The organism is Ramlibacter sp., from assembly GCF_035548915.1.
Taxonomy (GTDB): domain Bacteria; phylum Pseudomonadota; class Gammaproteobacteria; order Burkholderiales; family Burkholderiaceae_C; genus Ramlibacter.
In genome coordinates, this window is sequence record NZ_DASZSE010000018.1 from 1 (window position 1) to 21,649 (window position 21,649).

18 protein-coding genes and 1 tRNA gene are annotated in these 21,649 nt (G+C 67.5%); 17 read left to right on the forward strand and 2 right to left on the reverse strand.

The annotated features are described in order from the left end of the window. The 3 genes from VHA82_RS04160 to VHA82_RS04170 form a co-directional block, all read left to right on the forward strand. A partial coding sequence (locus VHA82_RS04160; protein ID WP_325540572.1) for a Calx-beta domain-containing protein occupies nt 1-4,767 on the forward strand: 4,767 nt, incomplete at its 5' end. Nucleotides 4,768-4,784: 17 nt separating this feature from the next. Continuing rightward, nucleotides 4,785-6,113, forward strand: coding sequence for an efflux RND transporter periplasmic adaptor subunit (locus tag VHA82_RS04165; RefSeq protein ID WP_325540573.1), 1,329 nt, complete (start codon nt 4,785-4,787; stop codon nt 6,111-6,113). Next, a complete protein-coding gene (locus VHA82_RS04170; RefSeq protein ID WP_325540575.1) occupies nt 6,107-8,239 on the forward strand; it encodes an HlyD family efflux transporter periplasmic adaptor subunit in 2,133 nt (710 codons plus the stop codon). The genes VHA82_RS04165 and VHA82_RS04170 overlap by 7 nt, the downstream gene beginning before the upstream one ends. 48 nt (nt 8,240-8,287) lie before the next feature. On the opposite strand, the gene VHA82_RS04175 is transcribed toward VHA82_RS04170, so the two are convergent. After that, a complete protein-coding gene (locus VHA82_RS04175) occupies nt 8,288-9,487 on the reverse strand; it encodes an amino acid aminotransferase (protein ID WP_325540577.1) in 1,200 nt (399 codons plus the stop codon). An 83-nt stretch (nt 9,488-9,570) separates the two neighbouring features. On the opposite strand from VHA82_RS04175, the gene uvrB reads away from it, so the two are divergent. The 11 genes from uvrB (at nt 9,571) to fdx (ending at nt 19,737) form a co-directional block, all read left to right on the forward strand. Further along, nucleotides 9,571-11,877 carry an excinuclease ABC subunit UvrB gene (gene uvrB / locus VHA82_RS04180; protein WP_325540578.1) on the forward strand — a complete coding sequence of 769 codons (2,307 nt, stop codon included), beginning with the start codon at nt 9,571-9,573 and terminating at the stop codon, nt 11,875-11,877. A 322-nt stretch (nt 11,878-12,199) separates the two neighbouring features. Further along, nucleotides 12,200-13,285, forward strand: a complete 1,086-nt coding sequence (locus tag VHA82_RS04185; protein WP_325540580.1) for a hypothetical protein — start codon at nt 12,200-12,202, stop codon at nt 13,283-13,285. Between the two features lie 80 nt (nt 13,286-13,365). After that, nucleotides 13,366-13,845, forward strand: a complete 480-nt coding sequence (locus tag VHA82_RS04190) for a low molecular weight protein-tyrosine-phosphatase (protein ID WP_325540582.1) — start codon at nt 13,366-13,368, stop codon at nt 13,843-13,845. 134 nt (nt 13,846-13,979) lie between these two features. After that, nucleotides 13,980-14,516 carry a Fe-S cluster assembly transcriptional regulator IscR gene (gene iscR, locus VHA82_RS04195; RefSeq protein ID WP_325540583.1) on the forward strand — a complete coding sequence of 179 codons (537 nt, stop codon included), beginning with the start codon at nt 13,980-13,982 and terminating at the stop codon, nt 14,514-14,516. A gap of 36 nt (nt 14,517-14,552) precedes the next feature. Continuing rightward, nucleotides 14,553-15,773: an IscS subfamily cysteine desulfurase gene (locus VHA82_RS04200; protein ID WP_325540584.1), complete on the forward strand. Its 1,221-nt coding sequence runs from the start codon at nt 14,553-14,555 to the stop codon at nt 15,771-15,773. Nucleotides 15,774-15,808: 35 nt separating this feature from the next. Next, a complete protein-coding gene (gene iscU / locus VHA82_RS04205; RefSeq protein ID WP_325540586.1) occupies nt 15,809-16,195 on the forward strand; it encodes a Fe-S cluster assembly scaffold IscU in 387 nt (128 codons plus the stop codon). 5 nt (nt 16,196-16,200) lie between these two features. Beyond that, nucleotides 16,201-16,524 (forward strand): iron-sulfur cluster assembly protein IscA, encoded by a 324-nt coding sequence (iscA, locus tag VHA82_RS04210; protein WP_325540588.1) that lies wholly within the window; start codon nt 16,201-16,203, stop codon nt 16,522-16,524. Nucleotides 16,525-16,533: 9 nt separating this feature from the next. After that, the gene (locus VHA82_RS04215) at nt 16,534-17,016 is read left to right on the forward strand and encodes a GNAT family N-acetyltransferase (protein WP_325540590.1); all 483 of its coding nucleotides are present in this window, start codon (nt 16,534-16,536) and stop codon (nt 17,014-17,016) included. After that, nucleotides 17,013-17,531, forward strand: coding sequence for a Fe-S protein assembly co-chaperone HscB (gene hscB, locus VHA82_RS04220; RefSeq protein WP_325540592.1), 519 nt, complete (start codon nt 17,013-17,015; stop codon nt 17,529-17,531). The genes VHA82_RS04215 and hscB overlap by 4 nt, the downstream gene beginning before the upstream one ends. A gap of 4 nt (nt 17,532-17,535) precedes the next feature. Next, the gene (hscA, locus tag VHA82_RS04225) at nt 17,536-19,392 is read left to right on the forward strand and encodes a Fe-S protein assembly chaperone HscA (protein WP_325540593.1); all 1,857 of its coding nucleotides are present in this window, start codon (nt 17,536-17,538) and stop codon (nt 19,390-19,392) included. A gap of 6 nt (nt 19,393-19,398) precedes the next feature. Then, nucleotides 19,399-19,737: an ISC system 2Fe-2S type ferredoxin gene (fdx, locus tag VHA82_RS04230; protein WP_325540595.1), complete on the forward strand. Its 339-nt coding sequence runs from the start codon at nt 19,399-19,401 to the stop codon at nt 19,735-19,737. 63 nt (nt 19,738-19,800) lie between these two features. Here fdx and VHA82_RS04235 read toward each other — a convergent pair whose 3' ends face one another. Further along, nucleotides 19,801-20,196 (reverse strand): hypothetical protein, encoded by a 396-nt coding sequence (locus VHA82_RS04235; protein ID WP_325540597.1) that lies wholly within the window; start codon nt 20,194-20,196, stop codon nt 19,801-19,803. 136 nt (nt 20,197-20,332) lie between these two features. Between VHA82_RS04235 and dnaQ the strand changes: the two genes are divergently transcribed. The 3 genes from dnaQ (at nt 20,333) to VHA82_RS04250 (ending at nt 21,524) form a co-directional block, all read left to right on the forward strand. Next, nucleotides 20,333-21,058, forward strand: coding sequence for a DNA polymerase III subunit epsilon (dnaQ, locus tag VHA82_RS04240; RefSeq protein WP_325540599.1), 726 nt, complete (start codon nt 20,333-20,335; stop codon nt 21,056-21,058). Nucleotides 21,059-21,087: 29 nt separating this feature from the next. Next, nucleotides 21,088-21,162 (forward strand) — tRNA-Val (locus tag VHA82_RS04245). Nucleotides 21,163-21,215: 53 nt separating this feature from the next. Beyond that, nucleotides 21,216-21,524, forward strand: coding sequence for a hypothetical protein (locus tag VHA82_RS04250; protein WP_325540600.1), 309 nt, complete (start codon nt 21,216-21,218; stop codon nt 21,522-21,524). The last annotated feature ends 125 nt before the right edge of the window (nt 21,525-21,649 follow it).

Consider the following 21,649-nt stretch of genomic DNA (forward strand, 5'->3'; position numbering starts at 1 on the left):
GACACGACGTTCAGCGCTTCGTTGACCGACGGCACGGCCACGGGTGGCGGCGTCGATTACACCAGCACGCTCACCAATGCGAGCTTCAGCAACGGCGTGACGATCTCCGGCGGCACGATCACCGTCCCCGCGGGCGTGACGAGCTTCACGGTCACGGTCCCGACGACGTCCGACACCATCGACGAAGCGAACGAGACCTATACGCTGACCGTCGGCACGAAATCCGGCACCGGGACGATCAACGACGACGATAATGCGCCGACCATCAGCGGCGTGAGCAGCAACAGCGCCACGGAGGCGAGCGACATCGTCCACACCGTGACGCTGAGCAATGCCTCTTACCAGGACACGACGTTCAGCGCTTCGTTGACCGACGGCACGGCCACGGGTGGCGGCGTCGATTACACCAGCACGCTCACCAATGCGAGCTTCAGCAATGGCGTGACGATCTCCGGCGGCACGATCACCGTCCCCGCCGGCGTGACGAGCTTCACGGTCACGGTCCCGACGACAGCCGACACCATCGACGAAGCGAACGAGACGTACACGCTGACCGTCGGCACGAAATCCGGCACCGGCACGATCAACGACGACGACGGCGCGCCGACCATCAGCGGCGTGAGCGACAACAGCGCCACGGAGGCGAGCGACATCGTCCACACCGTGACGCTCAGCAACGCCTCCGCTTCGGACGTCACTTACGCGCTCTCGTTCACCAACGGCACGGCAGACGCCAGCGACTACACGAGCACCCTCACGAACGCCGCTTTCAGCGACGGCGTGACGGTTTCCGGCGGCATCATCACGGTGCCCGCAGGCGTCACGAGCTTCACGATCACCGTCCCCACCACGGCCGACAGCATCGACGAAGCCGACGAGACCTACACGATCACCGTCGGCGGCGCGAGCGGCACCGGCACCATCCTCGACGACGACGGCGCCCCGAGCTTCTCCATCTCCGGCGGCAGCGTCTCCGAAGGCGGCCAGGTCACCTTCACAGTCACCCGCACCGGCGATGCGCAGGCCGACCAGACGGTGGACTATTCCACCGCCACCGGCACCGCCGGCTCGTCGGACTTCACCGCCGCAAGCGGCACGCTCACCTTCTCGCAAGGCGACACGACCAAGACTTTCACCGTCCAGACAACCGACGACGCACTCTTCGAATCCTCGGAAAGCTTCACAGCCACGCTGGCCAACGCGAGCTCCGGCACGATCTCCACACCGACGGCGACGGGCACCATCGTCGACAACGACGCCGCCGCCGAATTCAGCATCTCCAACGCCAGCATCGCCGAAGGCGGCGTCCTCACCTTCACCGTCACGCGCAGCTCCGATTCGCAGGACGCGCAGACCGTGAACTACGCGACGCAGACCGGCACCGCGAGCCTCGCCGACTTCACGGCCAAGAGCGGCACGCTCACCTTCGCGCAAGGCGAGCTCACGAAGACGGTCACTGTGCAGACGACGGCCGATTCCATCTTCGAGGGCAACGAATCCATGACCGTCGTGCTGTCCGACGCCACGGGCGGAGCGACAGTGAGCGCCTCCGGCGGCACCGGCAAGGGCACCATCACCGAAGGCACGCCTCCCCCCCTCACGGTCAGCGACGTGATCGTGAACGAAGCCTCCCCGACCGCCGTGTTCACCGTGCACGGCCAGCAGGGCCAGGTGGTCTCGCTCGCGCTCTCCGACGCGTCGGCCACCGGCGGCGGCGTGGACTATGGCGCCACCGGCGCGACGAAGCTCCAGGTGTCGCTCAACGGCGGAACGACCTGGACCAACTACAACTCCCCGGTCACGCTCCCGGCGGGCGGGACCATCCTCGTGCGCACGCCGATCGTCGAGGATCTGATCAGCGACAACAACGAACAGTTCCGACTGCGCGCCACACCCAACGTCGGCGCCGGCGCGACGGGCACCGGCACCATCCGCGACAACGGCAGCGGCACCGTCTACGGGCCCGACGGCGATCCCGACCCCGATGCGCCTCGCACCGACGACCGGCCCGTGACGGTCACCGACGTCGACGTGAACGAAGGCTCGCCCACGGCGGTCTTCACCGTGACCGGCAGCCCCGGCCAGCACATCACGCTCGAACTGGATGGCGGCACGGCTTCCCCGGGCGGCACGGACTTCGGCTCGGGCGGCTCGAACAACCTGCAGATCTCGCGCGACGGCGGCCTCACCTGGACGAACTACACGCCCGGCGGCATCGATCTGCCGCTGAGCGGCTCGGTGCTCGTGCGCACGGAGATCACCGACGACGGCATCCAGGACAACAACGAACAGTTCACGCTCGTCGCGACGCCGCAAGGCGGCATCGCGAACACGGGCGACGCCGTGATCCACGACGACGGCACCGGCACGGTCTTCGGGCCCGACGGCAGCCCCGATCCCACCGCCATCCCGACGGACGACCGCCCCGTCACCGTGAGCGATCCGGTCGTGAACGAAAGCTCGCCGACCGCCGTGTTCACCGTGACGGGCACCGCGGGCCAGGTGGTGACGCTCGCGCTCGGCGGCGAAAGCGCGACACCCGGCGGCACCGACTTCGGCTCCGACGGTCCGTCGAATCTGCAGGTTTCGCTCGACGGCGGCGCGACGTGGAGCGACTACACCGGCCCGGTGACGCTGCCCGACGGCGGCACGATCCTCGTTCGCACGCCGATCCACGAGGACGGCTTCAGCGACAACAACGAGCAGTTCGATCTCACGGCCACGCCGCGCGGCGGCGTGACGGGCGCCGGCACGGGAACGATCCACGACGACGGCACCGGCACGGTGTACGGCCCCGACGGCCAGCCCGACCCGACCGCGATCCCGACGGACGACCGGCCCGTCACCGTGAGCGATCCGGTGGTGAACGAACATTCGCCGACGGCCGTCTTCACGGTGCAGGGCAGCGAAGGGCAGCTGGTGACGCTCGGACTCGACGGCGGCACCGCTTCGTCGGACGGCACCGACTTCGGCTCCGACAATCCGGACAACCTGCAAGTCTCGCTGGACGGCGGACTCACCTGGACCGATTACACAGGCCCCGTGACGTTGCCCCCGGGCGGCGCGATTCTCGTGCGCACCCCCATCACGGAAGACGGAATCAGCGACAACGACGAGCACTTCACGCTCATCGCCACCCCGCGCGGAGGCGTGGCGGGCGATGGCATCGGCACGATCCGCGACGACGGCACGGGCACGGTGTACGGGCCCGACGGCCAGCCCGATCCCGACGCTTTGCGCACCGACGACCGGCCGGTGGACGTGAGCGATCCCGTGGTGAACGAGGGCTCGCCCACGGCGGTCTTCACCGTGACGGGCAGCGAAGGCCAGCACCTCACGCTGCAGCTCACCGGCGGCTCCGCGTCGGCGGGCGGCACCGACTTCGGCTCGTCCGGCCCGAACAACTTGCAGGTGTCCGTGGACGGCGGGCTCACGTGGACCGACTACACGGGCGACGTGGTGGTGCCCCCGGGCGGCGTCGTGCTCGTGCGCACGCCGATCTCCGACGACGGCATCCAGGACAACAACGAGCAGTTCGCTCTCGTGGCCACGCCGCTCGGCGGCTTCGCGGGCACCGGCACGGCGAGCATCCACGACGACGGCACGGGCACGATCTTCGGCCCGAACGGACAGCCCGATCCCACGGCGATTCCGACGGACGACCGGCCCGTCACCGTGAGCGACCCCGTCGTGAACGAAGCCTCGCCGTACGCGGTGTTCACGGTGACCGGCAGCGGCGGGCAGAACATCACGCTCGATCTTTCGGCGGAGACGGCTTCGCCGGGCGGAACGGACTACGGTGCGCCGGGCAGCGCCAACCTGCAGGTCTCCACCGACGGCGGCCACACCTGGACCGACTACTCGGGGCACGTCACGCTGCCCGCGAACGGCACGATCCTCGTTCGCACGCCGATCACCGAAGACCACATCCGCGACAACGGCGAGGAGTTTCAGCTCACCGCGACGCCCATCGGCGGCGTGCGCGGCACGGGCACGGCCACGATCCACGACGACGGCACGGGCACGGTCTTCCGCCCCGACGGCACGCCGGACCCGACGGCGCAGCGCTCGGACGACACGCCCAGGCCGACGAACCCCGAAGCGCCGCCGCCGGCGCCACCGGTTCCCGCCCAGGTGCTCGCGGGGCCGCCTCCGGCCGCGCCGTTGCCGCCGCAGGTCTTCGACTCGGTGCTGCGCGCGGGCTACGTGTCCGGCTCGGGCGGCGACATGTTCGCGACGACCCTCACGTTCGATTCCACGGACACGTTCCGCGCGCTGCTCGGCATCCCCGGCGACCTGGATGACATCTACACGCGCGCGAGCGGCTTCCGCACGATGGTCGCGCAATCGTCCGACGGCGCGCTGCGGCTCTTCCGCGGCGTGGAGGACCAGATCCTGCCGCTCGAGCGCGTCATGCACTTCCAGGTGCCGGCCGATGCGTTCCTGCACAACGACCCGAACGAGACCGTGCGCCTCACGGCCACGCTGCTGGACGGCAGTCCGCTGCCCGAGTGGCTGGTGTTCGACGGCAACGCCGGGACGTTCGAAGGCCATCCGCCGCCCGGCATCCAGGTGGACCTGCGCATCAAGGTGACGGCGCGCGACTCGCAAGGGCGCGAAGCGGTCGCGATGTTCCGCATCCGCTCCGACTCGTCGGGCAAGGGTCTCAGCTCGCGCCTCATCAGCGGCGCTGCGATCCGCGCGACACCGTTCGCGCTGGCGCGTGACCCGAGGGCGGATGGCCTCACAATGTCGCTGCGCCGTTAGGAGAGGATGCGAGCCTTGTGACTTTGTCCGCCGAAGCCGCGCTCGAGTTGCTCGGCGCGGCACGCTCGGCCGCCTCCGAGGCCGAGCGCCGATTCATCCTGCTCAACCGCACGCGGGATGCCGTGGCCTACCACGCGGCTGCCCTCTGGCAGCGCGGCAGTCTGGTCGCGCATTCCGGCGCGAGCGCGGTCGACGCGAGTGGGCCGTACGGTCAGTGGCTCGACGCGCTCTTTGGCGAGCTGCACGCGAAGTTTCCCAATGGCGGACGCGTGAATCCCACCCTCGTGGCGCCCGCGCTGGCCGAGGGCTGGGCGGAGTGGCTGCCCGAGCGGGCGCTCTGGCTGCCGCAAGCCACGGGCGACGGCGGGTGGCTCCTCGTGCGCGACATCGAATGGCCCGACAACGAAGCGCTGTGGCTTGCGCAGTGGTGGTCGCTCTGGCTCATGGCCGACCAGGCAGCGCAGTCGGGAGCGCGCGCGCGCGTGTTCGACTGGCGGCTGCTCGTGCAGCGCATCCGCTCGGGCGCCTGGCGGCCCAGGCACACTCGGCGAACCTGGATCACGGCCGCGGCGGTGCTCGCCCTGCTGGTGCTGCCCGTGCGGCTCACGGTGCGCGCGCCCGGCGAAATCGTCCCGCGAGAGCCCACCGTATTGCGCGCCACCATGGATGGCATGGCGCAAAAGCTCCTGGTGGAGCCGAACCAGGTGGTGAAGGCGGGCACGCTGCTCGCGGTGCTGGACGACGCGGCCGCGTCGAGCCGCTTGCAGGCGTCGCGCCAGTCGCTCGCGGCCGCCGAAGCCGAATGGCGCCAGACGGTGCAGCAGGCGCTGACCGATCCGCGCGCCAAGGCGGCCCTCGCGGCGGCACAGGGCCGCGTCGAGGAAAAGCGCGCCGAAGTGGGCTTCCTCGGCGAGCAGATGCGCCGCACCGAAGTGCGCGCGCCTCACGACGGCGTGGTGCTCGTGGACGATCCCGGCGCCTGGGCGGGCCGCACCGTGGCGGCCGGCGAGCCGCTCATTCGCATCGCGAGGCCCGACGACCAGGAGGTCGAGGCGTGGCTACCCGTGGCCGACGCGGTCGATCTGCCCGAGGGCAGCGCGATGGAGCTGTTCCTCTCGAGCCGCCCCGCCTCGCCCGTGCACGCCAGGCTGCGGCTCTATTCGTTCGAGCCGCAGCAGCGCCCGGACGGCACGCTCGCCTACCGCATTCGCGGCAAGCTCACCGAGCCTCCGAGCGAGCGGCTCGGCTCGCGCGGCACGGTGCACCTGGACGGGCGGCGCGTGCCGCTCATCTACTGGGTGCTGCGCCGCCCGCTCGCGGCCTTGCGGGAAGCCACAGGATGGTAGCGTTCGCGCAAGCCGCAACCGTGGACGCGAGGCCGCGCGCGTGGCCCGCGCTGCGCGAGGATCTGCGACTGCATCACGGCCCGGCGCTGCACGACGGCCAGCCGAGCTGGACGCTGCAAGACCCGGTGCGGCATCGGTTCGTGCGCATCGACTGGGTGACCTACGAGGTGCTGCGCTGCTGGTGGCTCGGCGAGCCGGACCGCATCGCCGAGCAGGTGAACGCGCAGACCACGCTCTCGATCGGGCGCGAGCACGTGCTGGCGGTGTACGCTTTCGCCCGGCAAAACGAACTCGTCGAACCGGACGGTCCGGCGCAGGGCACGACGGGCTCGGAGGAGGGGCTCGGGCTCGTGGCGACCTGGCTGCTGCACCACTACCTTTTCTTCCGCATTCCGCTGTTGAATCCCGACCGCTTCCTACAGCGGATGCTGCCGTGGGTCGTGCGCCTCGGCTCGGGGGCGTTCCTGAAGGCGAGCCTTGCCGCGCTCGTCGTCGCGATCGCGCTCATCGTGCGCGAATGGCCGCAGTTCCGGGCCCAGGCGGTCGACCTGATTTCGTGGCGCGGGCTGCTGCTCTACGGTGTCACGCTCATCGGCGTGAAGATCGCCCACGAGTTCGGGCACGCGTTCGCCGCACGGTACCAGGGCTGCCGCGTGCCCACGATGGGCGTCGCGTTCATGGTGATGTGGCCGGTCGCGTACACGGACACCTCGGAGGCGTGGCGGCTCGCGGACGCGCGCGCGCGCCTGAAAATCGCCCTGGCGGGCGTGCGCACGGAGCTCACGATCGCGGCGTGGGCGCTGCTCGCGTGGTCCCTGCTGCCCGAAGGGCCGCTGCGCACCGCGGCCTTCATCCTCGGCACGCTTACCTGGGTGACGACGGTGCTCATCAACCTGAGCCCGTTCATGCGCTTCGACGGGTACTTCGTCGCTTGCGATCTGCTGGACATGCCCAACCTGCACGGACGCGCGTTCGCGATGGCGCGCTGGTGGCTGCGGCGTACGCTGATCGGGTGGGTGCTTCCCGCGCCCGAGCCGGCGCCCGCATCGCATCGCCGGGCCATGGTGGCCTTCGCCATCGTCACATGGGCCTACCGGTTCGCCCTCTACATGGGGATCGCCTGGCTCGTGTACCGCTATTCGTTCAAGGCGCTCGGCCTCTTTCTCTTCGCGGTGGAAATCGGATGGTTCATCGTCCTGCCGGTCTGGCGGGAATTCGCCGTGTGGGGCGCGGGATTCGATCGCTGGCGCGAAAGCGAGCTCGCGCGCCGCTGGCGCTACCTCGGCCCGGCCATCGTGTTGCTCGGGGCCATTCCGGTTCCGGCATACGAGGGCGCTTCGGCCGTGCTGCAGCCGTTGCATCACCTGGAGGTGCGCCTGCCCTCGGCGGCGCTGATCGAAGCGGTTCACGTGCGCGAAGGCGACACGGTGCGCGCGGGCATGCCGCTGCTGGACGCATCGTCTGCGGTGTTGCAGTTGCGGCTGGATTCGGTGCGTGCGCGCGTGCGCCAGCTGCAGGCGCAGCTCTCCGGCGCGAGCGTGGATAGCGCCCAGCAGGCGCAATGGTCCTCGCTGCAGGAGCAGCTCGCCGGTGCCCGGGAAGAAGAGGCGGCCGTCGTGCAGGAACTCGCCCAGTACCACCCGCTTGCGCCCTTCGACGGCCAGGTGCTGGAGATCGACCCCGGATTGCGTGCGGGACTCATGGCAAGCCCGAAGCAGACGCTGATGCAACTGGCCGCCCCGGGCGAATGGCGCGTCGTGGCCTATGCATCGGAGGCCGCCGCGCTCGCGACGCGGCCGGGAGACAGGACGCGCTTCATCGCGGATGCCGCGCCCCTCGCGGGCTATGAGGCGGTGGTGGTGAGCGTGTCGCCTCATCCGGCGCAGGTGCTGGCCGAGCCGATGCTCGCGCAGCCGCATGGCGGCGGCATCGCCGTCACGCGGCACGACACTCAGCTGCTGCCGGTCGAGCCGCTTTACCGCGTCGAGCTCGATCTGGTGGGGCAACCCGAGTTGCCGCTGCGCAGCTGGCGCGGGCACGTGCGGCTCGAGCAGCCGTGGCGCAGCCTGTGGGGCGCCGCGTGGACCGCGCTCGCCACGGTGCTCACGCGGGAACTCGGGTTCTGATCCATTTCCCGGCGCCCCGCGGGTGCGCCCGCGCACGGCGCGCCGGGCTCAGCCGATGACGTGGCTGATCGATTCGCAGACGTAGTCGAGGTTCTTGCTGTTGAGCGCGGCCACGCAGATGCGCCCGCTATCCACGCCGTACACGCCGAACTCCTCGCGCAGCCGCACCATCTGGTCCTTGGTGAGGCCCGAATAGCTGAACATGCCGACCTGCTCGGCGATGAAGCTCATGTCCTGCTTCACGCCGGCGCCCTTCAGCTTTTCGACGAGCGCGATGCGCATCTGCTTGATGCGGCTGCGCATGTCGGCAAGTTCGCGCTCCCAGAGATGCCTCAGCTCGGGCGTGTTCAGCACGGTTGCCACCACCTGCGCGCCGTGCGTGGGAGGGTTGCTGTAGTTCGTGCGGATCGCGATCTTCAGCTGCGAGAGCACGCGGTCGGCTTCTTCCTTGTTCCCGCACAGCACCGACAGGGCGCCCACGCGCTCGCCGTAGAGGCTGAAGCTCTTGGAAAAGGAAGTGGCAACGAAAAAGTCCAGCCCCGCCGCGACGAACTTGCCGATCACCGCGCCGTCCTCCGAAATGCCCTGGCCGAAGCCCTGGTAGGCCATGTCGAGGAAGGGGACGAGGCCGCGGGTCTTCACCGTTGCGATCACCTGGTCCCACTGGTCGGGGTGCAGGTCGTAGCCGGTCGGGTTGTGGCAGCACGCGTGCAGCACGACGATCGTGCCGGCCGGCGCCCGGTCGAGCCCCGTCAGCATGCCGTCGAAATCCAGGCCGCGCTTCGCGGCGTTGTAGTACGGATACGTCTCCACCACGAACCCCGCGCGCGTGAAGAGGGCGCGGTGGTTTTCCCAGCTCGGATCGCTGATCAGAACCTTCGCCTCCGGTCGCAGCTGCCTCAGGAAGTCCGCGCCGACCTTCAGCCCACCCGTGCCGCCCAGCGCCTGGATGGTTGCGACGCGGCCGGACTTGACGGGCTCCGATCCGGCCCCAAATACGAGGTTCTTCACGGCCGAGTCGTAGGCGGCGATGCCGTCGATCGGCAGGTAGCCGCGCGCCTTGGGCGCTTCCATCATGTGCTGCTCGGCCTTCTGAACGCATTCGAGGAGCGGCAGCTTGCCGTTGTCGTCGTAGTACACGCCCACGCCGAGATTGACCTTGTCGGGGTTGGCGTCGGCGTTGAACTGCTCGTTGAGTCCGAGGATCGGATCACGAGGGGCCATCTCGACGGCGTTGAACAGCGACATTGGGGGTTCCTTTGGGTGTCAGTAGCAATCGCGCCGGGCCTGTTGTACGCTGCCCGGCTGCCTTGAATTCTAGATTGAGCGCAATGCCCGACCTCGCCGCAGTGCAACCCCAGCAGAAGAAAGGGGAGTTCGTCACCTTCCCCGGCTCGCCGTTCGAGCTGTTCGAGCCGTACCCGCCCGCGGGCGACCAGCCGCAGGCGATCGAAAAGCTCGTGGAAGGCGTGCGCGACGGCGAGGTGTTCCAGACCCTGCTCGGCGTGACGGGCTCGGGCAAGACCTACACGATGGCCAACGTGATCGCGCGGCTCGGCCGCCCGGCGATCGTGTTCGCGCCGAACAAGACGCTCGCCGCGCAGCTCTATTCCGAATTCCGCGAGTTCTTCCCGCGCAACGCGATCGAGTACTTCGTGAGCTACTACGACTACTACCAGCCCGAAGCTTACGTCCCGCAGCGCGATCTCTTCATCGAGAAGGACAGCTCGATCAACGAGCACATCGAGCAGATGCGCCTCTCGGCGACCAAGAGCGTGCTGGAACGGCGCGACACGGTGATCGTGGCGACCGTCTCCGCGATCTACGGCATCGGCGCCCCCGAGGACTACACGCAGATGCGTTTCATCCTGCGCGTGGGCGACCGGATCGGCCAGCGCGACGTGATCGGCCAGCTCATCCGCATGCAGTACAACCGCAACGAACAGGACTTCGCGCGCGGGACATTCCGCGTGCGCGGCGACACGATCGACGTGTTTCCGGCCGAGCACTCCGAGCTTGCGATCCGCATCGAGCTCTTCGACGACGAGGTCGAGTCGCTGCAGCTCTTCGACCCGCTCACGGGCCGCATCCGCCAGAAGGTGCCGCGCTTCACGATCTATCCTTCGAGCCACTACGTGACGCCGCGCGAGAAGGTGGTGTCGGCCGTGGAATCGATCAAGCTGGAGCTCGACGAACGCCTGAAGTGGTTCGTGGAGCAGGGCAAGCTCGTGGAGGCGCAGCGGCTCGAGCAGCGCACGCGCTTCGATCTGGAGATGCTCTCCGAGCTCGGTCACTGCAAGGGCATCGAGAACTACACGCGGCATCTGTCGGGCGCGGCGCCCGGGCAGCCGCCTTCGACGCTCACGGACTACCTTCCCCGCGACTCGATCATGTTTCTCGACGAGAGCCACCAGATGATCGGGCAGCTGGGCGGCATGTACAACGGCGACCGCGCGCGCAAGCTGACGCTGGTGGAATACGGCTTTCGCCTGCCGTCCGCGCTGGACAACCGGCCGCTCAAGTTCGAGGAATTCGAAGCGCGCATGCGGCAGGTGATCTTCGTGTCGGCCACGCCCGCCGACTACGAGAAGCAGCATGCGGGCAACGTGGTCGAACAGCTCGTGCGTCCGACCGGCCTCATCGACCCGCAGGTCGAGGTGCGCCCCGCCACGCATCAGGTGGACGACGTGCTGCAGGAAATCCGCGACCGCGTGGAAAAGCACGAACGCGTGCTGATCACGACGCTCACCAAGCGCATGGCCGAACAGCTCACGGATTACCTCGCCGACAACGGCGTGAAGGTGCGCTATCTGCACTCGGACGTCGACACGGTCGAGCGCGTGGAGATCATCCGCGACCTGCGCCTGGGCACATTCGACGTGCTCGTGGGCATCAACCTGCTGCGCGAGGGCCTCGACATTCCCGAGGTGTCGCTCGTGGCGATCCTCGACGCTGACAAGGAGGGCTTTCTGCGCGCGGAGCGTTCGCTCATCCAGACGATCGGCCGCGCGGCGCGCCATCTGAACGGCAAGGCCATTCTTTATGCCGACCAGATGACGGAGTCGATGAAGAAGGCGATCGGCGAAACCGACCGGCGCCGTGCGAAGCAGGTGGCCTTCAACGCGGAACACGGCATCACGCCGCGCAGTATCGTGAAGCAGGTGCGCGACCTGATCGACGGCGTCTACAGCGAAAAGGCGGCCAAGGAGCAGGAAAAGCAGGAACTGCAGCGGGCGCTGGTGGAGGACATGTCCGAGAAGGATGTCGCCAAGGAGATCAAGCGGCTCGAGAAGCAGATGCTCGAGCACGCACGCAATCTCGAATTCGAGAAGGCCGCGCGGATACGCGACCAGCTCGCGCACCTGAAGGAACAGGCCTTCGGGGCGGTCGTGCACGACAACGTGGTGCCGATTACTGCCGCTGGCGGCGCGCTTGCCGCCCCGGCCGCGGGGCTTGTCGCCCCCGCCGCGGGGCTAGTCGCCCCCGGCGCGGGGCTTGCCGCCCCCGCCGTGGGGCATGCCGCCCCCGCCGCGGAGCTTGCCGCCCCCGCCGTGGGGCTTGGCGCCCCCGCCGTCATTCCCGCGAAAGCGGGAATCCAGAAGGGTGGACGCCCTGGATCCCCGCGTTCGCGGGGATGACGGCGCCAGGACGCCCTGGTTCCCGCGTTCGCAGGGATGACGACGTCAGGATGCCCTGGATCCCCGCGTTCGCAGGGATGACGGCGCCAGGACGCCCTGGATCCCCGCGTTCGCAGGGATGACTGGGTCAGGACGCCCTGGTTCCCCGCATTCGCCGGGATGACCACGTCAGGACGTAGTCCCTCTCTCCCAGACGATGGTCTGATGCGCCGCACCGCGGGTGCCGATAGCATCGGTCGTGATGTAACTCCCACCCGCTATGCCCATCGGTCGTCTGTACCAGCCGCCCTCCGTCGAGTGGCGCAAAGCCCCGAAGAAACCGATGCCGGCAGAGGCGCGCAGCCAGCCCGCGAGCTACAACTCCACGCTGATGCCCTGGCCGGTCTACCTGGCTCTGCAGAACCGGTTTCCCCAGCGCATCGACGAGACCGACGTGATGTGGCTGCATCGCGTGAAGCCGATCCTCGAAGCCGAGCGCGCCGCGCTGATGCCGCTGTCCACGCGCGATTTCCGCAATGAGCTGCGCTCCGCGGCGCTGAACCGCGGCATGCGCCGCATCGTGGGCTACGACGAGAAGAAGATGCCCGGCCACGAGGCCCGGCGCCTCGCGCACAACAGCGAGGTCATCTCCACCAATCCGTATCTCCAGGGCGCCACCGACCCGCAGGCTGCGACGAAGCGCTTCGAAGACGAAATGGTCGAGTGGCTCGCGGACATGTCGGACGTGTCGACACCGCCCAGCGGCGCCATCTTCTGGAACGGCATCAACGAGAACCGGCTCGCGGAGCGCGTCTGCGAATGGAATCGCTCGTTTCCTCCCGGCCAGGTGCAGTTCGGACAACTCGAAGCGACGACCGACGTCCAGTACGTCAACAACAAATACACGTGGACGTACGGCAACGCGTATCACAAGTACGGCGAGAAAGTCTCCGAGATGCTCGGCGTCGGCGCGACGGGCCACGTGACCGCCGTGGTGCGGTGGGGCCTCAACAAGTGGTCGATCTTCACCAACACCGAACTGCCCCGCATGCTCTACATCATGGAAGGGCAGATCGCCAAGGGCATCGCGCCGAAGATGACGGACCTCACGATCATCGTGATCGAGCCGCTCGGCCTGCCCGACCGCGTCAAGTGCTACGTGAACTCCGACATTCTCTCGGCGCCCGTGTGGGACAAGACGGTGCAGGGCTTTCCGGCCTCCGCGGCCGATTGCATCAAGCTCGCGGAGCTCGGCAGCTACGTGGGCACCAGCGGCTATTGCCAGGGCGGCAAGAAGGTCGTCCCGGCGTCGGAGACCTTTCTTTCCTACCTGCGAAGCCGGCCGCGCAATCCGAGCCCCGCGACGCCGAAGCTGCTTCGCGACATCGAAGCGATCATCCACGCGAACCAGCCGATGACCCGGATGTGAGGGCGCCAGCGCACGGGGCGCGGCGCCTGTGCGGTGTCACGATCGGCGGTGTCATGATCGCCGGCGGCAAAATGACGGGCATGGAGAAGCTCCGCGTCCTCATGGTGTGCATGGGCAACATCTGCCGCAGCCCGACGGCCGAGGGCGTCTTTCGCCACCTCGTGCGCGAGGCCGGCCTCGCGCACCGCATCGACGTGGACTCCGCCGGGACGCACGACTACCACGTGGGGCAGCCGCCCGATCGCCGCAGCACGCACCACGCTTCCTTGCGGGGCTATGACATCTCGTCGCTGCGCGCGCGGCAGGTGCAGCGGCTGGACTACGAGAAATTCGACCTCATCTGCGTGATGGACTGGGATAATCTCGAATTCCTGCAGGATCGCTGTCCGGCACACCACCGGGACAAGCTCAGGCGCCTCATGGAATTCGCACCCGCGGGGATGGATGAGGAAGTTGCCGATCCTTATTACGGGACCCAGGACGGCTTCGAACGTGTGCTCGACCATGTCGAAGCCGCGTGCGCGGGCCTCCTCGACCACGTACGCTCACGCCTCGCGTGAATCGTCTGCTCGCCGAAGCCCCGATTACCCGAGCGCGGCAGCGGGTTTTCGGGTATACTTGACGGAATCAGTCAGGAAATCAGAAGTTTCAAGAAAGTCAACAGCTTAGCGCCGGGGGCTTCCAAGGAGTTGCGATGCGTCTCACGACCAAAGGCCGCTTTGCGGTCACCGCCATGATCGATCTGGCCCTGCGCCAGAACAACGGCCCCGTCACGCTGGCGGCGATCAGCCAGCGCCAGCAGATCAGCCTTTCATACCTCGAGCAGCTCTTCGGCAAGCTGCGCCGCCACGAGCTGGTCGAGTCGACCCGCGGGCCCGGGGGCGGCTATACGCTCGGCCGCAAGGCGAGTGAAATCACGGTGGCCGATATCATCGTCTCAGTGGATGAGCCGCTCGATGCGACCCAGTGCGGCGGCAAGGAGAACTGCCACGGTGACGGTGGGCGATGCATGACGCATGAACTCTGGGCCGCGCTCAACCAGCGCATGGTCGAGTTCCTGGACTCCGTGACGCTGCAAAAGCTCGTCGACGACCAGCTCGCGAAGGGCATCCAGATCGAGGACAAGCCGACACCGAAGCGGGCCATCTCGAGCCAGCCGGTCGTCAAGCCGATCCGCGTGAACGCGCCGAATTCGGTCTTCGCTCTGGGCAACTCGTTCGCCAAGTCGTAAAGAACACCACAACGAAGCACGCGGAAGACCGAAGCGATGGACATGACACCGCACTTTCCCATCTACATGGACTACGGCGCGACGACGCCGGTGGACCCGCGCGTGGTCGACAAGATGATCCCGTGGCTGCGCGAGCACTTCGGCAACCCCGCGTCGCGCAGCCATGCGTGGGGCTGGGAAGCCGAAGAGGCCGTCGAGCGGGCGCGCCAGCAGGTGGCCGACCTGATCGGCGCCGATCCGCGCGAAATCGTCTGGACGTCGGGCGCCACCGAATCCGACAACCTCGCGCTGAAGGGCGCCGCGCACTTCTACAAAAGCCGCGGCAAACACCTGATCACCGTGAAGACGGAGCACAAGGCCGTGCTCGACACGATGCGCGAGCTGGAACGCCAGGGCTTCGAGGTGACGTACCTCGACGTCGAAGAGAACGGCCTGCTGGACTTCGAGAAGTTCAAGGCCGCGCTGCGTCCTGACACGATCCTCGCAAGCGTCATGTTCGTGAACAACGAGATCGGCGTGATCCAGGACATCCCCGCGCTCGGCGGGCTCTGCCGCGAGAAGGGAATCGTCTTCCACGTCGATGCCGCGCAGGCGACGGGCAAGGTGGAGATCGACGTGAAGTCGCTGCCCGTCGACCTGATTTCGCTTGCTTCGCACAAGACCTACGGCCCCAAAGGCATCGGCGCTCTTTACGTGCGCCGCAAGCCGCGCGTGCGGCTCGAAGCGCAGATGCACGGCGGCGGGCACGAGCGCGGCCTGCGTTCCGGCACGCTCCCCACGCACCAGATCGTGGGCATGGGCGAAGCCTTCCGCATCGCGCGGGAAGAAATGCAGAAGGACCTGGAGCACGCGCGCAAACTGCAAAAGCGCCTGCTGGACGGGCTTTCGTCCATCGACCAGGTCTTCATCAACGGCGACCTCGAGCGGCGCGTGCCGCACAACCTCAACATGAGCTTCAACTTCGTCGAAGGCGAGTCGCTCATCATGGGGATCAAGGGCATCGCGGTGTCGTCGGGTTCGGCCTGCACGTCCGCATCGCTCGAGCCGAGCTACGTGCTGCGCGCGCTCGGGCGCAGCGACGAGCTCGCGCACTCGAGCCTGCGCATGACGATCGGCCGGTTCACGACCGTAGAAGAGATCGATTACGCGGTTGCCACGATCCGCCAGAACGTCGAGAAGCTGAGGCAGCTGAGCCCGCTCTGGGAGATGTACCAGGACGGCGTCGACCTGAGCACGATCCAGTGGACCGCCCACTGAACGCAAGAGACACGAGAACACGCTAGGAGCAAGCCATGGCCTATTCGGAAAAAGTCGTCGACCATTACGAGAACCCGCGCAACGTCGGCTCCTTCGACAAGGGCGACGAGTCGGTCGGAACCGGCATGGTGGGGGCACCCGCCTGCGGCGACGTGATGAAGCTGCAGATCAAGGTGAACCCATCCACCGGCGTCATCGAGGACGCGCGCTTCAAGACCTACGGGTGCGGCTCGGCCATCGCCTCCAGCTCGCTCGTCACCGAGTGGGTGAAGGGCAGGACGCTCGACGAGGCCGCATCGATCAAGAACAGCCAGATCGCCGAGGAGCTCGCGCTGCCGCCCGTGAAGATCCACTGTTCGATCCTCGCCGAGGACGCGATCAAGGCGGCGGTCGAGGACTACAAGAAGAAGCACGTCAATTGAGTCCCATGGCAGTGACATTGACGCAAGCCGCCGCGCGCCACGTCACCCGCTACCTCGCGAGGCGAGGCAAGGGCGTCGGCGTGCGGCTGGGTGTGAAGACCACGGGCTGTTCGGGGCTGGCTTACAAGCTCGAGTACGTGGATGAGATCGCGCCCGAAGACATCGTGTTCGAGAACCACGGCGTGAAGCTGCTCGTGGACCCGAAGAGCCTCGCCTACATCGATGGCACGGAACTCGACTTCGTGCGCGAGGGGCTGAACGAGGGCTTCAAGTTCAACAACCCGAACGAGCGCGACCGCTGCGGTTGCGGCGAGTCGTTCCGCGTCTGAGGAAGTTCCATGCGGTCAATCGAGGTCCGGCCGTCGCGGCCCGATGACGCACGCATCGCGCGGCTGCTCGGCACGCTGGACGAATACCTCCACCGGCAGTACCCCGTCGAGGAATGGGGCACGGAGTGCAACCACATCCTCGACGTGCAGGCGCTGCTGCAACCGTCCATCACGTTCGTCGCCGCGTGGGAGGGCGACAGCGCGCTCGGATGCGGCGCGATCCGGCGCCTGCGCGACGGGGAGGGTGACTTCGCCGAAGTGAAGCGGATGTTCGTGCGGCCCGAGGCCCGCGGACAGCGCGTCGGCGAGCGAATGCTCCTCGCGCTCGAAGACGCGGTGCGAGCGGAAGGCATTCGCCGCGTGTTCCTCGAAACGGGGGTGCGCCAGCCCGAGGCGCTTCGGCTTTACGAGCGCTGCGGCTTCACGCGCCGCGGCCCGTTCGGCGAATACGAAGATCACCCGGCGAGCATCTTCATGGGAAAGCGGCTGTGAACCTGCAGTCGGACGACTTCGAACTGTTCGGCCTGCCGCGCCGCTTCGCGCAGGACCGCGCGCGCATCGATGCGCGGTGGAAGGAACTGCAGCGCGAAGCGCACCCCGACCGCTTCGCGGGGCAAGGCCCGGCGGCGCAGCGCGTCGCGATGCAATGGTCGGTGCGGATCAACGAGGCCTACCAGCGGCTGAAGGATCCGCTGAAGCGCGCGGCCTACCTCTGCGAAATCCGGGGCGCGCCGATCGAAGCGGAAAGCAATACGGCGATGCCCGCCGAGTTCCTCATGGAGCAGATGGCGTGGCGGGAAGCTCTGGAAGAAGCGCGCGGCGAAGAAGAGCTCGACATGCTCAACGCCAGTCTGGCGCGGGCGCGCGAGGAGGCGTTGCATCGCATCGAAGAGCTGCTGGATGCGAAGGACGATGCGAAGTCCGCGGCCGGGCAGGTGAGAGCCCTCATGTTCATCGAGCGTTTCGGCCACGACATCGAAGCGCGGCTCGAGCAACTGGGACAATGAAGGCATGAGTCTGCTGCAGATATCGGAACCCGGCCAGTCGCCCGACCCGCACCAGCGGCGCATCGCGGTGGGCATCGACCTGGGGACCACGCATTCGCTCGTCGCGGCGGTGCGCAACGGCGTGGCCGAATGCCTGCCGGATGCCCAGGGCCGCGTGTTGCTGCCGTCGGTCGTGCGCTACCTCGAAGGCAGCCGCCGCAGCATCGGCTACGACGCGCAGCTTGCGCATGCCGAAGATGCGGAAAACACGATTGCTTCGGTGAAGCGCTTCATGGGTCGCGGCCTGAACGACATCGCGGGCCGCGAAAAGTTGCCCTATCGCTTCATCGACAAGCCGGGCATGCTCGGCTTGCACACGCGAGCCGGCGAGAAGTCGCCCGTGGAAGTGAGCGCGGAAATCCTCGCCACGTTGCGCTTTCGGGCCGAAGACACTTTCGGCGAGGATCTGTACGGCGCGGTGATCACGGTGCCCGCGTACTTCGACGATGCGCAGCGCCAGGCGACGAAGGACGCCGCGCGGCTCGCGGGGCTGAACGTGCTGAGGCTCATCAACGAGCCCACGGCCGCCGCCATCGCCTACGGACTGGACAACGCGGCCGAAGGCATCTATGCGGTCTACGACCTCGGAGGCGGCACGTTCGACATCTCGATCCTGCGGCTTGCGAAGGGCGTGTTCGAAGTCGTCGCGACCGGCGGTGACTCGGCGCTCGGCGGCGACGACTATGACCGGGCGCTCGCGGACTGGCTGCTGCGGCAGGCGGGGGTCGCTGCATCGGCCCCCGCGCAGAAGGCGGCGATCAAGATGGCCGCGCGGCAGGCGAAGGAAGAACTTTCCCTGGCCGAATCCGTGGACGTGAAGCTGCCGCTTGCGAACGGCCCGCAAGTACGCATCGACCGGGCGGCGTTCAACGAGCTCACGCGTGAGCTCACCGCGCGCACGATGACGGCGGTGCGCAAGGCGCTGCGCGACGCGAAGCTGTCGAAGGCCGACATCCAGGGTGTCGTGCTCGTCGGCGGCTCCACGCGCATGCCGCAGGTTCGTGCGGCGGTCGAGGAATACTTCGGCCGCGCGCCCCTCGTCAATCTCAACCCCGACGAAGTGGTGGCGCTCGGCGCGGCGGTGCAGGCCAATCAGCTCGCGGGCAACAGTCCGCAAGGCGACCTTCTGCTGCTCGACGTGATCCCGCTTTCGCTCGGCATCGAGACGATGGGCGGGCTCGTGGAGCGCATCGTGCCCCGCAACGAGACCATCCCCACCGCGAAGGCGCAGGATTTCACGACCTTCAAGGACGGCCAGACCGCGATGGCGATCCACGTGGTGCAGGGCGAGCGCGACCTCGTGGCCGATTGCCGCAGCCTCGCGCGCTTCGAGCTGCGCGGCATCCCGCCGATGGCCGCGGGCGCGGCGCGCATCCGCGTCACGTTCACCGTCGACGCCGACGGCCTGCTGCACGTGGGCGCGCGCGAACAGACGAGCGGTGTCGAAGCGCAGATCGAGGTGAAGCCGTCGTACGGACTCTCGGACGAGGAGATCGCGCGCATGCTGAAGGAAAGCTTCAGCACCGCCGAAGAGGACATGAAGGCGCGGGCGCTATCGGAAGCCAAGGTCGAAGCCGAGCGCATGCTGCTCGCGACACAAAGCGCGCTCGATGCCGATGCGCGCCTGCTGGACGACAAGGAACGCGCGGACGTCGAAGCGCTCATGCAGCTCGTGCGGCGTCTGGCGGATGCAAGCGACGATGCGGGGGCCATCGAGAACGCGGTGCAGGCGCTCGCGAAGGCAACGGAGCCGTTCGCGGCCCGGCGCATGAACGAGGGGATCCGCCGCGCGCTCGCGGGCAGGAACGTGGAAGCCATCTGAGAGAACATGCCGGTCATCAAGCTGCTGCCCCATCCCGAGTACTGCCCGAAGGGCGCGACGGTCGAAGCGCCCGCGGGCACGTCGATCTGCGAGGCCTTGCTCGACAACGGAATCCAGATCGAACACGCGTGCGACATGAGCTGCGCGTGCACGACCTGCCACGTGATCGTGCGGGAGGGCTTCCAGTCGCTGAACGAGATGGACGAGAACGAGGAAGACCTGCTCGACCGCGCGTGGGGCCTGGAGGCGAACTCGCGCCTGTCGTGTCAGGCGATCCTGGACCACAAGGACGTGGTCGTGGAAATCCCGAAGTACTCGATCAACCACGCCAAGGAAAAGCACTGACGCAGCGATCGATGAGAAATCATCGATCGCTGCCCGAGGACGGGAGTTTGCGCGGCAGCGAGCTCACCAGATCCTGGTGTTGCCCGGGTCGTATCGGTATTGGATCGGGGATTCGGGCTCCAGATCGCCCAGAATGCCCTCCAGCCAGATCCGATTCTTGTAGACCCTCAGCTTTTCGTGCAGGTTCTCGTCCGTCGACTCGATCCGTTCGGCAAGTTGCGGCAGCTTGCCCCGGGAGAGCCGCATGGTCATCTCCGGGGCACCGCTCTTCAGCGTCACACTCAGACCTTCCGGCCCCAGGGTGAAGTCGCCGCGGAAGTTCTCGAACTGCCAAGTCCCTTCGGTGTAGCGCCGTTCGCCCGGCGCCGTGACCCGGATGGCACGCGTGGCGGCTGGGGCGTTTTGTTCGACATCCTGGCGTTCGGTGGATGAGGTAACGGTGACTGTGGCGGGCAACATGGGGTGCTCCTGAGGAAGTTTGAAGATCGGGATGAAGGACGACGGAACCGTTGAGCCAGTGTGTACCGGCTCGGCCGCTTTCGTTCCATGCACGATTCGCCCGGTCTCGCCCCGCGGTGCCGTATGATCCGGCGCAATGCGCCAGATCGTCCTCGACACCGAAACCACGGGCCTTTCGGCCGAATCCGGCGACCGCATCATCGAAATCGGCTGCGTCGAACTGGTGGGCCGCAAGCTCACCGGCAACAATCGCCACTACTACCTGAACCCCGAGCGCGATTCGCACGAGGACGCGCTGAAGGTCCACGGCATCAGCAACGAGTTCCTGCGCGACAAGCCGAAGTTCGCCGCCGTCGTCGACGAACTCTTGGAATACGTGGCGGGCGCCGAGATCATCATCCACAACGCGGCGTTCGACGTTGCGTTCCTGAGCAAGGAGCTGGAACTGCTCGGGCGTCCCGCGTTCACGCACCACGTGGGGTCGGTCGTCGACACGCTCGCGATGGCCAAGGAGATGTATCCCGGCAAGCGCAACAGCCTGGACGCGCTGTGCGACCGGCTGGGCGTCGACAACTCGGGCCGCACGCTGCACGGGGCGCTGCTGGATGCGGAACTGCTGGCGGATGTCTACATCAATCTCACGCGCGGCCAGGACGCGCTCCTGATCGACGTGGTGGAGACGGGCATCTCCGCGGGCATCGCGGTGCGCGTCGACCTCACGCAGTTCACGCTGCCGGTGCTGCTCGCGAACGATCAGGAGTCGGCGGCGCACGAGGAGCTGCTTCAGCAGCTGGACAAGGAGAGCAAGGGCAGGACGCTCTGGCGCATCGGGTTCGAGGCCGCTGCGGCGCCTGTGGCATAATTCGCGTTTCGCCGCGAGGCGAAGGCCTCGGGTGGTTAGCTCAGCGGTAGAGCATCGCCTTCACACGGCGGGGGCCATAGGTTCGATCCCTATACCACCCACCAGACAGTTTTGCGGACGGCGCCTTCGGGCGCCGTTTTCGCTCGAGGTGTCGTGAATGCGCAAGGTGTCCGTTGCCCTTGCAGTCGCTTTCGTTGTCGCTGTCACTGTGGCCGCTGCCGCGTTCGCCAGGACACCGGACGACGAGTGGCTCGATACGCGCGAGGCTCGCGAATTCCGCGATCGCGTGGTGACTCTCGCACTGATCTACGGCGAATCGAGCGGCATCGATCCGCGGGGCTTCAAGGTCACCGCGAAGGAGACCGATGCGCCGGATGCGCAAGGCTGCGCGGACGTGGAGATCGTCACCTTCCGGGCCGAAGTCGAAGTGCGGCGCGAAGCGCTGCACGCCTGCGGGCATAGGTGATGCGGGTTGGTGCTTTTTCCAGGATGGCAGGCGCTTGCGGATGAGTCGGACCGGGTCGGGTTGATACTAAATTTGCCAGCTTGGATGCAAGGCAGAGTTAAGCTTCTTCTGGGCAAGCAGTGGAC